The following is a 12,624-nucleotide window of genomic DNA, read 5'->3' as shown; positions in this document are numbered from 1 at the left end:
GTGGATGGGGTAAAAAGACAGCAAATGCATCATGGAGTTCTGCTAACTGTTTGCCGGTAAGTCCCGGAGGGTAGCTGGACTGGAGCGTTGCGTCCAGCTATTAAGGAGGCAAACTTTTAGCAGAACGGAATAGTTTCGCTGTGCTTTTACCCTTCCACTGGAAAGAAACAGCAGGCATAAACCGGGTTTGCGGGAGTTGTTAGCAAGCAAGAAGGACAGATGAAAAAAATAAATATTTGAACACAAGAGGTTACCTTATATGAGGTAGCGCAAATTGTACACCTAGCCAAGCTTCCTGTATTGAGGAGCTTTAGACCGATTATTGAATTAGACAAATTCCCCTGCAGACCTGACCCATTATTCTGCATGTTGAAAAATTGCAGCTGGTTTGCGCGGCGAATCAAGAGTACGTAGTGCCATCAAAACAATTATTTAAACAAACATCTTCCCGGTTCCCCTACCGCGGACGGGGCGTTTATTGACCAAAAAAAGAATGAATGACTGAAGGAAAAAACTTTAGCCAGCAGGGTATTGAATTTGACCAAACAACGATTAGCAATGAATTTTCGTCTTTTGTATGGAAGGCTGTATTAAAAGATGCCTCTTTTTTGGAATGGCTGAACTTCTGGGAGGCGCTGTATCGCAGCGATCGCACGCTGGATGCCATTACCACTATTATTAATCAGTATATCCCTTATGGTGACAATGAACTTCTGAGTTTATGGCGGCTGCACCAAAAATGGCAGAAAACAACTTCTGTTGATCGTATAAAAGAAATACTTGGCGCTTCAATCTCCGAAAGCCGGTCGAGATTCCAATTCCAACTGAAAGATGAAAAAGATGATGATCAGCAGAATAAAATCATTAAGAAGTACACCGGGATGAGGAATGGCTATCTGCTGATCAGCATCTCCGGGGAGATAGATATCAATGACCTGAATGGCATCATTGCAGACAGCGGGAGGTTTTATAAAGAGTTGATGAATGTCCATATGATGGCGGCTCACGGGGTATCCCTGGATCGATACCGGATATACAAAAACACTTACACCTGGCTTTGTGCTGAAGGCGTTGATAAGGTTTACGGTGATTTGCATATTGAAATGAAGCAGCAGAAAGGAGGCTATCGTATTCATGTTCAGGGAAAACACTTCATTCTAAATAAGCTAAAAACAATGATTGGTTCAGTGCCAGGTTGTTACCCCGCCGATGCTGCAGAGACGTCATTACTGAAGTTGCAGTTGGCGCAATGGTTTATTCCCTTATCTGTAACCTTCAGAGCCATTGGTTTTACTGCAAATGAGCCTAATAGCTTCTGTGAGAGTTTCCTACCTTTTGCGCGAAAGGTGATCACGCATGCTTACGAAATCGAATTATTCAGGATTAAATAAATTTCCATGTTCAAAGAAAGTACGACAAAAGGCCTAACATCACACCCGAATCAGCCTTTACCTTCAGCCGAATCATTTGCCGAGAGATTTGATGACATTATCAGACTGAAAGGAACACCTAATGGGGACGTAAAGAAAATGAATTTTCTAGGTGCCTTATTGAACGAAGATGAACTCCTCCAACTTATTAAAAAATTCAGGTTAGGTTGCCCTGATACACCCGTCCTAGATCAACTGACAGATTGGTGCAACGATGTTGACAGAAGCAATGTCAGCCGGAAGGAGATACTTGAATTGGTGTTGATGAAGATCTATCAGGCGCTTAATGAACTTACAGCAGCATATCCTCATTTAATGGCCGATTCGCAGCAAATGGATTTTGTTTGTCAGTTTCATTGGCGACCCAAAAGTGGAATACGTCTGCAGTTCATTGATTATCCGTACGACGACATAGAATTATTTGATAAGGGGTTTGAAACCATGTTGACAATAGCATTTGAACTTCATTTAATCACCAAATATAAGGTTTCAACAGAAACGTTCGGGTTTGAAAAACCATCATACACACTTTTAAATTATAGTCTGAAAAAATCTATTGAAATCTATATGAATGATTGTTTACTGCAATCCGGAACCCATTATCCCCGGAAGGGTCGTTCCGAAAAGGTGGCCACCTTTTATTCAGTTGCAGATGTCAGCGAGTCCATTCTTAAAATCATCATTAAGCTGATGGGGATGGAAAAATCTGACTTGCTGGCAATGAACATTCACGAACTAAGTCTGCTGTTTCCTCAATACTCGACCGATCTAAATGAACTTGATTTGAGTACCGGTTTTAAAACCGAATGGAGGACTGCATTTACAGGTTTTTTAGAAATGATTAGGACATTGATAGAGTTCGACTTGCTGGCAAAGGAGCCGGAGTTCTGTTAAAGCAAGTTATAATAAAGTATTGCCAAAAATTTTAGTGGTTCCCAAATGCTGATCAATACATGCGAATGTTAAAGTATTCTGTTCTGATAGTATGGTTGACCCTAATCATTCTAAAAAGCCAGGCTCAATATTTTTATTATCGTACGCAACCAGATGCCGGTTTGATCGTGGGGTATGATTTTTCTAGATTGAATCTGACATCTTATTATTCTGTAAGTCAGAAGCGAAATGGGACACCTGTTCCTTACATCCATTTTGGAGGTTATCTGAACATCCCATTAGTAGATAACATCGTATTGGGCATAGAATTGATGTATGCCTGTTATGGGATGAATTACCGCTACAGGCCGGATATGTACGAGTTGCCCAATGGTATGGACTATGATCTGAACAGGGAAAGAATCCAATATCTCATCAATAATTTTTGGTTCCGATGCAAATACGGTCGGGGCGCTCTGCAGGGCGGGGTAAAAGTTTCCGGCTTGTTATATTCATCAGGCACAGAACGCAATCTTATCTGGTCCGGCCATCATAATGATTTGTATCAGAAGATCAATGTCAGATTTATGGTTGGTGCTGAGTGTGCTTTTTTTAATGGCGCTATAACGGCCTATTTGCATTCGGGTATTCCCATATTTTTTGACAAAGATATTTTGTCCGCAGATGACGGCAAAGGCGCATTCCCTAATAGTACACAAATGCGACTGTTAGATTTGCAGATAGGCACGAAAGTGCGATTTGGTAGATAGTTGCGCTTCAATTCAATGTTAAACAATGAAACTAACTTTCGTAACCTTGTCCATTCTTTTCTTAGTATCCTGTAAACTATTGTTTCCGCGACCACCAGGAATCGTAAACAATGATGTTCATTATATAAATGACTCAATGGCCGAAGTGAATCATCCATCGCGATACGGAGGACGTATAGACACCGCTTTCAGTGATCTGATCATAGACATTGTGTCTTCGGTGAGTTATGATAACCCGATCGTGCGTGATAGTTTAATAACAGCAGTCGGGAATTTTTACAATTTTGCCAGAATGGGGCACTTTCATCGTATTCTGATTAACATTCGGAAAACCAATTATGGCGCTCCAATTAAAACCCTGATCTATATTCCTGGTAGTTTCAGATGAAAGGTGATCGTGGATGATCGGAAACCAGAAAGACCCATTTGGATAGAGTCGTTTCTGTGTTTATAATTATCACTGGCACAAAGCCCAATTACCGTTAAATGTAAAGTTATCAGCGTGTTCGCTTGAATCTTTACCTACACCGGGATAGAGTTCTGCAAAGGGCGTGAGGTCGGTATAGGAAATCTGATAGTATACTTTCGCATGGGTCTTATCCTTTATCTCTATGCTTTTGATTCCGCTGACTACTTGCCGCGCAATTTTGACGCGGCAAGTTTTTGACCCTGCAGCAGGATGATCTGTCCAAAACTGTTCACTTTTTTGCGTGAGCTTTATAATGGGTTTATTGACGTCATTCGGGGAATAAGGGGGCAGGGCCACATAGCCATCGGCAACCAGTTTGGAATCTTTTAATTTAGCATACAAGGCTTCGTCTGTTAGCTGAATATCTTCCGTAAGATCCTTGTCATAATTCGCACTGAGAATCTTTTGAGCATCTTCTTTCTGCAAGGAACGGTCATTGCAAGCCAGCAGAGAAATCGCGATTACAACTCCGAGAAAGAACGTTTTTTTCATGTCCTTTAATTTTTTGATTAACGGCATACTACGGTGCGCGGAAGTACACTACTTAAAAGTAACGAAAAAGACGGCAAAATGTGACATCGGGATATACGAAAAAATCACTCTTTTTGCCTGCTGGTAAAAGGGGTTGGTTCAGCCAGGCTGATAGGTTTAAGCATATTGCGCATTCCTAAATTACTGAGGGGGCAAGTGTATTGTAAATCACAGGCAGATAGGATTCCGTTGAAATCAGCATATCGATGTTATGAGCCTAGGTTTTATGAACATAAGCCCATAAACAGACCCCTATGCCCACCATAACAGCTGCCGCAGTCGCCCATCGTCTGGCGACACCGCCAAATCTGGGAGACATTGACGGGATTCGGTGCCGCAGCTCCTTTTCTATTTGCCGGAGATCTTCTGGCTCAGGATCAGACTGCTTTGCAGCCAGTTTCCTATACCATTCTTCGACTTCCGGCACCTGTTAAGGTGTACATGTACCTTCTTCAAACCCCTTCAGCAGTTCTTGCACTTTCGGTTCGATCATTGACAATCTGATGGTTGGTTTCTATATATAAAGCGCAGGAGAAAGGGGTAGATCGTTCGAAAATATTTTTTTCAGGCACCGAACTAATTTCTGAAAGGCGTATCGGTTTAACGAAGATTCCTCCAAAATAAAAGGAAAATCTGATGGAAAACCTTCTCTGGTAGAGTTCCGCAGACATTATGAACGATACCCTGTTATAAATTGAGCGTGAAAACATCTATTCTATAGATCCCCTATGACTTTATTAATATTAACATCGGGCTAACAAAAATGTCAGAAAACGGTATTATCATTGTGATCAGTTTTAAGCACAAAATGATCTCTGTACAGTTTTGAGGATAACGTAAATTAACCAAACATTGCATTTGTAATTGCCTGAATCTTAATTCTAATCATTATATTTGGTAATCTGGTTTCGTTCGAGCATGGAGAATTACAATTTATTGTCTGATAAAGAATTTGTTGAAAGGCTCCGCCTGGGTGATCATACCGCTTTTAAAGAAGTTTATAAGCGATATTGGCCCTTGTTTTTTATGCATGCCAAACGCATGCTTGGAGACTGGGAAATGGCAAAAGATATCGTTCAGGATATTTTTTGCTGATTGTTTCAGCATATGAAAGACATTAAAAAAGATACCAGGCTGCAGCATTTGCTCATGCGCATGACCATGAATGCTGTGATCTCCCTGATCCGAAAGGGGAAATGTTCAGCCAACTATGTTTCTTCGATAAAAACTTGAGAATTTCCATAGTAAGTAACTGAACGCACGCTTGACGGCAGGGAATTACAATCCATGATCGATCTGGAAGTTACCTCACTGCCAACCAAAATGCGTGCAGTATTTCAATTGAGCAGATATGAAGATCTTTCCAACAAGGCGATTGCAGAGACATTGAATATAGCAGAAGGCACGGTTAAAAAACAAGTAAAGAATGCGCTCACCATTCTGCGGGAACGACTTGCTGCGGTAAGTACCCTGATGGTGTTTATTGTCTGGGAGATCTTTTCATAATGCCTTTTTTGTTTAGCCGGAACCAGCATACGATTGTCATACCCATTAACTGGCAAATGATTTATTACCTGGCGGTAATCGTGGAACCCTGACTTTATCGAACGGGCAAAAGATCGTTATCGATAGTCGGGCACGTGGCCGGATCGCTTAAGATAATGGTATTAAGATTACTAAATCTGCCAATGGAAAGATCACGTATCAGAGGACGGGAGATCCGGCGGCCGGAAGTCAAAATATGAATACGATCAGTACGCCGCGCGGTGGCCAGATCGAGGTAGTGTTACCTGACGGCTCACTGGCTGTTATGAACTCAGAAAGTACACTGACCTATTCTGTTCGTTTTGAGTAAAGCAATAGAAAAGTTAATGTGACCGAGGAAGTCTACTTCGAGGTTACCAAAGATGGTCAGAGGCCGTTCATTGTGGCCTCGTTTAATTCAATAATCAAAGTACTTGGTACACATCTCAATGTGGATGCCAATAATGCTAAAGTTCCTATGAAAACCACGCTGGCCGAGGGCAGGATCGAAATTAGCCTGCCCTCATCCGGCCAGAGACAAATTCTGGCTCCCGGCCAGCAGGCCATTACAGACCGGGCGTCTATAAAAGTCATCCAGGCCAGGTACATCAGTTTAGTCACCCAAGTGCGCCGCAGGCGCGAAAAAAATCGGGCTGCTTACCCTAAGAGTAACAGCCCATTTGTATTAATCCTACAGTGCTTTCAGATAAGCCCGTAAGTAATGCGGAGCTCTTGAACCTGTATCATATGCTGCCGCTCTGCGTTCACTTCCTCCGAAATATAAGCGAAACTATCTCCTAAAATGATCCCGACAAAACCAAGTGACGCTAACCTGTGACTTTATTGCGAGACTTCACCGGTTACCTGTATTTTAAAATTAGATACTTCACTTTGAACCGTGTCTGGCACCTATCTTTGGCAATACTATTCTGAAATGTTCGGCAAGATTCAGATGGCGAATTTCTCTTTGCAAGTCCAATGCATGAGCTATTAATAAATAGCTGGTAGCGTGAAAAAATGCCTCTTCCACCTGACTGCTTATCCGGCCCTTCCTTTTAATGGCAGTCTGCAAATAGCTCTGCTGCACATCTACCAGTGTTTTATATTGCTCTTCGGATAAATGTTCCATTATGATTCGTTTTATTCAGGGGTTGATGTATTTTCATTTATGATCAGCCGCAATTCAAGGCGTTATATAAATCTGAATTGTTCAATCCTGATTCTAATTTCGTAAATTTTGGTAGCTGTTTAAAAATGTTCCGCATATCATCACAAACAGTTGTGTTTTGATCTTGGATTACTGATCACTACGCGAAGCGGAAGCAGCTACCAAAAAATTCAGAATTACGTCGGGCGCTGACATCCTCATATAGAGATCATGGATCGAATACATGTGCTCCATGTATGTTAAATAGTGCGCGGGTAATCCCTGAATTTTTGTCCATTCATTTCTGATCTGTGCCGCGATTACGGAAGGACTTTGTGTTATAGACATAATATAAAATTTGAAGGTTGAAAATTGCGCCCAGCAGGCAGCAGGGCGCATAAGGAATCACGCTCGGATATCCTCATTAATCTTTACAATCTTTATTTCACATTCAATGTTGAGCGTCTCAATAACCTTTGTTATCAGGTAGGGATTATATATTTCGAACGTTTCACCTTTATCATCTCTGACGGTAATTGCACACCCACGGCAATACCGGTCTGAGGTTTCGAAGTTTTCTTCTTCTTTTTGTTTGAATGTAAAATCATTGAGTTTGCCTTGCATCGCCTGCACGGCTTCGCGCTGTTTCAACAGTTTTGATTTGCATTGGAAATATTTGATTTTCTTTTCAAGGTCCTCCAGTGTTTCCTCAGGTGATTCCTTGGTTCCTTTGCTAAAAGGAGGGGCAGCCACAGGATCAACAACCGGTTCTTTGGACAGGCTTCCTACCGGTGCGTTTTCCTTCTGATCGTTAGCCTGATCACTATTAATTTCTGCGGCTGGCGCCGGGTTGCCCTGACGGTTTGGCTGCGTCATTTCATTGTTAGTACCTGTAACAGTTTTTGTCGCTTGATTCTTTGCCATTTTTTTAGATTTAAATTTTGAAAATTGATTTGAAACCTTCCTTTCCCTAAGCCAAAGCGGCTTTCCCCCATAACAGAGGAAAGGCGACTTAGGGAAGAAAGGATGCCATTCACCTGCGTTAATGAATGCGTCAACACTGTCCTGGATTACAAGCAGTCAAAGTGGTGCAGAATAAAATGCGTATGTTACTTGCTGAATGCTTTTGCAACAGGGTCTTTGAGAGACACAGCTTGAAATCGTCTTTTAGATTAAATGACGGTATATCAAATAAAATTCGATCCGGTTTAAAAAAAAGCCGGTTGATGCAGTAAAAGAAGTTTTTAATATGCCATACAATAAGGATGAGTTTGCTAGCAGAATAAATAAATTTCATTTGCGTGGCCGTAACATTGAGGCCAAGAAAATGATTGGTAGCAATGAAAATGCTGTGATTTTCTTTTACAGTATTCGACTAAAGAGAACAACAATTAAAATCATAAACATTGTTAATTGTTTTAAAGTGTCTGAAAAATACTAAGCGTTAGTATTTCTATAAAAAACTTAAGAGTATGCGGGGGTGCCTGTTTACCCGCTCGAATTAAAACCATATGCTATGACGAACTATGTGTTTGAATGGGTGGAGAATTTGATCAATAATGAGTTAAACCCAGTTACGTTACAAAAATTTCCTTTGCCAGAAGAAGACGCGACTCAACTTATTGAAAAAACCCGTTTGGAGAAAATCCGTATCCAGCAGTATCTATTGGACCAGTTTTTTGAACATCCCGAACAGCAAAAAACCAAGTCCCTGATCCGAACGTATCATGACGAGCTGGTGATCCTTTTTGATCGGGTCTATCTAATCAAAATGCATGATCTGTCCGAAAGAGCAGGTGTGAGCGAACTTCAGCACCATGTATTGAATATGCTGCGTGAACTTACTGAGTGGTTTGAGTTCCGGTATAAACAGTATTTAACACCGGATCAGCGTGTACCTATGGCCGGGTTATTAATGATCCGGGAGGAGATTATGCAACAACGTCTCCCTATTGTGGAAATGCTACGAGCAACGGGTAACAGTGATATGGCGATTGATGTGGTCACCGATGCGTTGGATGCCTTCGTTTATAAGATAGGCAATCTGGAGGTTATCACCCTTCATGAGGCAGATTATCATAAAGAACTGGTAAAGGATATTTTGCGATCGCAGGGACGGGACAATGTAAATTCTGAGTGTCCGCCATTGCATGAACTTTTGGTTTACTGGAATCTGAACACTAAAAAGTGCATTACGTATTTCACAAAAGGGCTTGAAGCTGCAATTGCCGGATACCCTACGTATGATGAAAAATTGGACTTCCTGCATGTCGAGCGTAAACATATCGCATCCATGGTGGAGTTACCCAGTTTCATCTATGATCCCCGGTTTCCATCGATCAAAAATTACTTTCTGGACTATTTGGAAAATGAAATAAAATATATGGATCACAAGAGGGCTGGATTCATTCCGGCCAGGCAGGAGGAGATCATACAGGAAGAACCAGACCCGGGCGACCGGCCGGCTCCAAGTCAAAAAGCTGTTGTCGCCCTGTCCGTTGATCAAATCGGTATCTTACTGCGGGGGCTGAAGAAAGTGGGGTTCTTTATTGGTATTTCAATGAACGCGGTTTATCGCTTCATCATTCCGGCCATTTCTACCCAGGAACGAAGTGACATCTCTATTGACAGTGTAAAATCGAAAGCCTATGCGGCAGAGCACAGAGATATTGAAGTCGTCATCACATTTCTCACAAATTTGATAAAGAGCATTCGGGAGATCTACGATAATTAGCGATTCTTTTGAGTGCTTAAAAAAAGTTTTTAATTTTTTTATTTCCAATTAACCTGTAAATCAAATACTTATATGGGTATACGCCGGGGTAGATACCCCGGCGTATACTTTTTAGCGGTTTCCAATCGCCCTTACTTTGTGTCAACGAAATCAAAACAAAGTATTGTTAAATCAAAACAGAAAAGAGATGTTGGCACATGTTAGCTGGAGAACCTACATAGGGATTATGTTATGCCTCGTATTGCTCTACTACGGATATGTTCTTCTGAAGTATTATTCCTTTGAGATGAAACGTTTGTTGTCCGGCAAACGAAATCACATACATGATAGCGGGAATGGCACCACGGCAGACGAGGAATATAAATACGAAATGCAGAGTGACCCGATCGCTGCAAGTGTCCAGGAATTACTTCCCCAAATCAGAGACCGTATAAAAGTTATTGCAGAAGGACAGTATAACAAAACAGACCGTTTCTACCTTCTGAAAGATTTACTCGCAGCCTATCCGGATCTAAAAGCATCAGCGTTCAGACTTCCCATACAGGAATACATTCAGTCTGAGTGCGAAAAGCAGGATGTTGCACGCCTCGACACAGAGGAGGTTGAGCAGTTGTGGTTGAGTTGAGGCTGCAGCATCCATCCGCCGCCTTCCCCTGACAGGGGAAGGGCCGGGCGGGTGTCAACAGACAAGGTATTTCCAGGTTAAATAATAAACAGGATGCACACCGCTAAGGGTTAGTGAATCAGTGAGTGAGGCAGTTGGTGTGCACCTGTTTAACATTCTTTTCCCTTTAAAATATATAACCTCCCGACGCGGCACATGGCTGTAGAGCGAAATAGTGAGAAAATGAGTGTCTGGCGTTCGCGGGGTTAATCGACAGGCCAAACTCTCGGAGCGGTGCGGCTCCGGGAGGGCGAGCCTGCCAGAATCAGAGATAATGTTTTAGTGAGTTTGAAAATGAGGTATATGAAAAAAAACATGATTTCCGTAAAGAGAATCAAGCAGGCCGTTGCCCTGCTGGCATTCACAACATTAAGTGCGTTATCTGCATTTTCACAGGATGGTAAGGCAGGTATCCAGAAAGCTAACGATCAGGTGCGGGGCTATTTTGATACAGGAACCGACTTGATGTATGCGGTAGGCGCGGTCCTGGGATTGATTGGTGCTGTAAAGGTTTACCAGAAGTGGAATGCGGGCGAGCCGGATACGTCAAAGGTTGCCGCCAGCTGGTTTGGGAGCTGCATCTTCCTGGTCATCGTAGCTACAGTAATTAAAAGTTTCTTCGGCATCGCTTAGTCATGGAAAGGCTGCTGATTGAGGGATTCTGGATGCACTTTGAGCAGGAGAATCCAGAATTATTCAACGACCTGCAGACGGATTATCCTGCCTTGCTGGTGATTCAACAGCAGATAGAGGGGGTGATGCAGACGATTGAGATCATGCAGCGTGCCGGTATTCTCGACCCTGTTGTTCTAGCCCAAAACCTCAGTGTTCTGATTGAAGAATTAAGTCCGGCTAGATTCATGTTGGTTAAACAGATTTTCCAATCGATATGCGGCGATGAATTACCAGCATTTATGGAAACCGGTTTGCTGAATTCTGTCATTCTTCATATTGTGATTGCCTGCAAGCCGGTGTTCAGGTATTACCGATATGAAAAGGTGGATTTCAAGGATAAGAACCTGCGGTACGCCATAGGACTAATGGTCAAATTTTTCCTTGATGATTTTGACAGGTTTTTACAACGTTGAGGCTATGGTGCACCGCACCATAGCTTTTTTTAAACTATTAAAGATTCAGAAAATGGCTAACAGTGTGTATCTGGTTAACAAGGGAATCAATCGCAGTATTGAATTCAAAGGGTTAAAAGCCCAATACATCTGGTATGTTGCTTTTTGCTTTCTGGGGCTACTCATCATTTATCCTATTCTTTTCATTGTTGGGGTAAACCAATATCTGGCATTACTGATCATCCTGGCAGCGGGCGGTTTCTCCGTGATGAAGATATATAGTATGAGCAACAAATACGGAGAGCATGGCATGATGAAGGTCATGGCAAGAAGATCTGTTCCAAAACACGTAATTGCCCGTAGCCGAAAAGTATTCAGCACGGGTCTGAAAGGTAAAATTAAAATCGGAAGAAATGGAAAAGCAAACCTTAAGTCCGCATTCAGGCAGAAACTATGATTTAATTACTGCACATCAGTTCCTGCTGGAGCTGGATTACGAAAAGCGGTTATTATTGTCTTCCTACCGGCCATCAAATCAAGTTAAATTTCCGGAGCATCCGGTTGAAGGGGAATTAATAGCTATTGCTATTAATCCTGATACAAATGAGTTAAAACTATGGGAAGGCGTGCACAAGCCCGGCCAGCCGAAGTTACTTGTTCCTGCAAATTTACCCGATGTTTTGCGGGAGTCGCCTGATCTTGTCCGTCAAATACGGGTAGACCTTGGTTATGGATACGATCGTGAAGGACCACGCGGGTACCTCTTAACCAAAGCAGAAGGCGAATTATTGAACGGCAAGAATCCCGTCACCATTATTGCCGGATATCCTTATGAGGTCGATGTGGTCAATGATACAGTAACACCATTAGATAAAAAGGGCCAGACGTTCGCTTTCAGTGAATTTAAGGTAATCGACCGTGGCAGTGAGGCGGCTCCTGCCTATGCAGGATTTTTTGATGCCCGGAGCCGGTCATTGGTTGAACCGTGGAATTTTAGCCTGAATGATGTTCGTAAGGATCTTTGGCAGGTCAGCATTCCCGAGCTGCTGGTTTTTGACCCTGTTGCCCTGGCTAAGCGGGAAGGCCGCAGTCCTCATCACTACCTGCCAAGTTACCGGAAATATAGCCCGGTAACCGACCATGCCAAACCTTTTACCATTGAAGCCCAGATACAGCTCATCCGGCGGGTTGCGGGTGAAATCTCTCCTGCTTCGGGTCTGAGGTTCCCTGTCAATTTTCCCGGTAGTGATTCCATCGCGCCTGCCGAGGCCCAAAAATCGGCTCAGGAAATTTTATATAAGAATTGCCAGCCGAAGCGACTACCCGAAAACGGTTTGACATATCAGTACTCTGAACGGAAGCTGACAATAAGGAGTGCAAAGCGCCGGGGGATTTAGCCGTTTAAGATGGTCTTG

At 42.6% G+C, this 12,624-nt stretch carries 16 protein-coding genes; 12 read left to right on the top strand and 4 right to left on the bottom strand.

The window, feature by feature from the left end; translation table 11 throughout:
• Positions 1 to 497 precede the first annotated feature (497 nt).
• The 4 genes from U0033_RS13385 (at position 498) to U0033_RS13370 (ending at position 3,461) form a co-directional block, all read left to right on the top strand.
• The gene (locus tag U0033_RS13385) at positions 498 to 1,391 is read left to right on the top strand and encodes a hypothetical protein (RefSeq protein WP_072366391.1); all 894 of its coding nucleotides are present in this window, start codon (positions 498 to 500) and stop codon (positions 1,389 to 1,391) included.
• 6 nt (positions 1,392 to 1,397) lie between these two features.
• Positions 1,398 to 2,324, top strand: coding sequence for a hypothetical protein (locus U0033_RS13380; RefSeq protein ID WP_072366393.1), 927 nt, complete (start codon positions 1,398 to 1,400; stop codon positions 2,322 to 2,324).
• Positions 2,325 to 2,389: 65 nt separating this feature from the next.
• Positions 2,390 to 3,073, top strand: a complete 684-nt coding sequence (locus tag U0033_RS13375) for a hypothetical protein (protein ID WP_072366395.1) — start codon at positions 2,390 to 2,392, stop codon at positions 3,071 to 3,073.
• Positions 3,074 to 3,209: 136 nt separating this feature from the next.
• Positions 3,210 to 3,461: a hypothetical protein gene (locus U0033_RS13370; RefSeq protein ID WP_072366397.1), complete on the top strand. Its 252-nt coding sequence runs from the start codon at positions 3,210 to 3,212 to the stop codon at positions 3,459 to 3,461.
• Positions 3,462 to 3,530: 69 nt separating this feature from the next.
• Here U0033_RS13370 and U0033_RS13365 read toward each other — a convergent pair whose 3' ends face one another.
• On the bottom strand, positions 3,531 to 4,034 hold the full coding sequence (locus tag U0033_RS13365; protein ID WP_143150980.1) for a hypothetical protein: 504 nt from the start codon (positions 4,032 to 4,034) through the stop codon (positions 3,531 to 3,533).
• A gap of 957 nt (positions 4,035 to 4,991) precedes the next feature.
• On the opposite strand from U0033_RS13365, the gene U0033_RS13360 reads away from it, so the two are divergent.
• Together U0033_RS13360 and U0033_RS13355 are read left to right on the top strand one after the other, a co-directional pair.
• The gene (locus tag U0033_RS13360; RefSeq protein ID WP_177318759.1) at positions 4,992 to 5,168 is read left to right on the top strand and encodes an RNA polymerase sigma factor; all 177 of its coding nucleotides are present in this window, start codon (positions 4,992 to 4,994) and stop codon (positions 5,166 to 5,168) included.
• 192 nt (positions 5,169 to 5,360) lie between these two features.
• Positions 5,361 to 5,579 carry a sigma factor-like helix-turn-helix DNA-binding protein gene (locus U0033_RS13355; RefSeq protein WP_072366403.1) on the top strand — a complete coding sequence of 73 codons (219 nt, stop codon included), beginning with the start codon at positions 5,361 to 5,363 and terminating at the stop codon, positions 5,577 to 5,579.
• A 904-nt stretch (positions 5,580 to 6,483) separates the two neighbouring features.
• On the opposite strand, the gene U0033_RS13350 is transcribed toward U0033_RS13355, so the two are convergent.
• The 3 genes from U0033_RS13350 to U0033_RS13340 all read right to left on the bottom strand — a co-directional run bounded on the left by U0033_RS13350 (position 6,484) and on the right by U0033_RS13340 (position 7,668).
• On the bottom strand, positions 6,484 to 6,726 hold the full coding sequence (locus tag U0033_RS13350) for a hypothetical protein (protein WP_072366405.1): 243 nt from the start codon (positions 6,724 to 6,726) through the stop codon (positions 6,484 to 6,486).
• A 168-nt stretch (positions 6,727 to 6,894) separates the two neighbouring features.
• Complete coding sequence (locus tag U0033_RS13345) at positions 6,895 to 7,092, bottom strand: hypothetical protein (protein ID WP_143150982.1); 198 nt, start codon at positions 7,090 to 7,092, stop codon at positions 6,895 to 6,897.
• 57 nt (positions 7,093 to 7,149) lie between these two features.
• Positions 7,150 to 7,668 (bottom strand): hypothetical protein, encoded by a 519-nt coding sequence (locus U0033_RS13340; protein ID WP_072366408.1) that lies wholly within the window; start codon positions 7,666 to 7,668, stop codon positions 7,150 to 7,152.
• A gap of 592 nt (positions 7,669 to 8,260) precedes the next feature.
• Between U0033_RS13340 and U0033_RS13335 the strand changes: the two genes are divergently transcribed.
• From U0033_RS13335 to U0033_RS13310, 6 genes are all read left to right on the top strand, one after another.
• The gene (locus tag U0033_RS13335; RefSeq protein WP_072366411.1) at positions 8,261 to 9,478 is read left to right on the top strand and encodes a hypothetical protein; all 1,218 of its coding nucleotides are present in this window, start codon (positions 8,261 to 8,263) and stop codon (positions 9,476 to 9,478) included.
• A gap of 187 nt (positions 9,479 to 9,665) precedes the next feature.
• On the top strand, positions 9,666 to 10,103 hold the full coding sequence (locus U0033_RS13330; protein WP_072366412.1) for a hypothetical protein: 438 nt from the start codon (positions 9,666 to 9,668) through the stop codon (positions 10,101 to 10,103).
• Between the two features lie 342 nt (positions 10,104 to 10,445).
• Positions 10,446 to 10,775, top strand: coding sequence for a DUF4134 domain-containing protein (locus tag U0033_RS13325; RefSeq protein ID WP_072366442.1), 330 nt, complete (start codon positions 10,446 to 10,448; stop codon positions 10,773 to 10,775).
• Positions 10,776 to 10,777: 2 nt separating this feature from the next.
• The gene (locus U0033_RS13320; protein WP_072366414.1) at positions 10,778 to 11,230 is read left to right on the top strand and encodes a hypothetical protein; all 453 of its coding nucleotides are present in this window, start codon (positions 10,778 to 10,780) and stop codon (positions 11,228 to 11,230) included.
• Positions 11,231 to 11,282: 52 nt separating this feature from the next.
• The gene (locus U0033_RS13315) at positions 11,283 to 11,666 is read left to right on the top strand and encodes a DUF4133 domain-containing protein (RefSeq protein WP_072366444.1); all 384 of its coding nucleotides are present in this window, start codon (positions 11,283 to 11,285) and stop codon (positions 11,664 to 11,666) included.
• Positions 11,623 to 12,606: a hypothetical protein gene (locus U0033_RS13310; RefSeq protein ID WP_072366416.1), complete on the top strand. Its 984-nt coding sequence runs from the start codon at positions 11,623 to 11,625 to the stop codon at positions 12,604 to 12,606. Before U0033_RS13315 ends, U0033_RS13310 begins: the two co-directional genes overlap by 44 nt.
• The last annotated feature ends 18 nt before the right edge of the window (positions 12,607 to 12,624 follow it).

Origin of the sequence: Chitinophaga sancti (assembly GCF_034424315.1) — a bacterium.
GTDB classification, from domain to species: Bacteria; Bacteroidota; Bacteroidia; order Chitinophagales; family Chitinophagaceae; genus Chitinophaga; species Chitinophaga sancti.
This window is presented reverse-complemented; position numbering and strand designations above follow the sequence as displayed.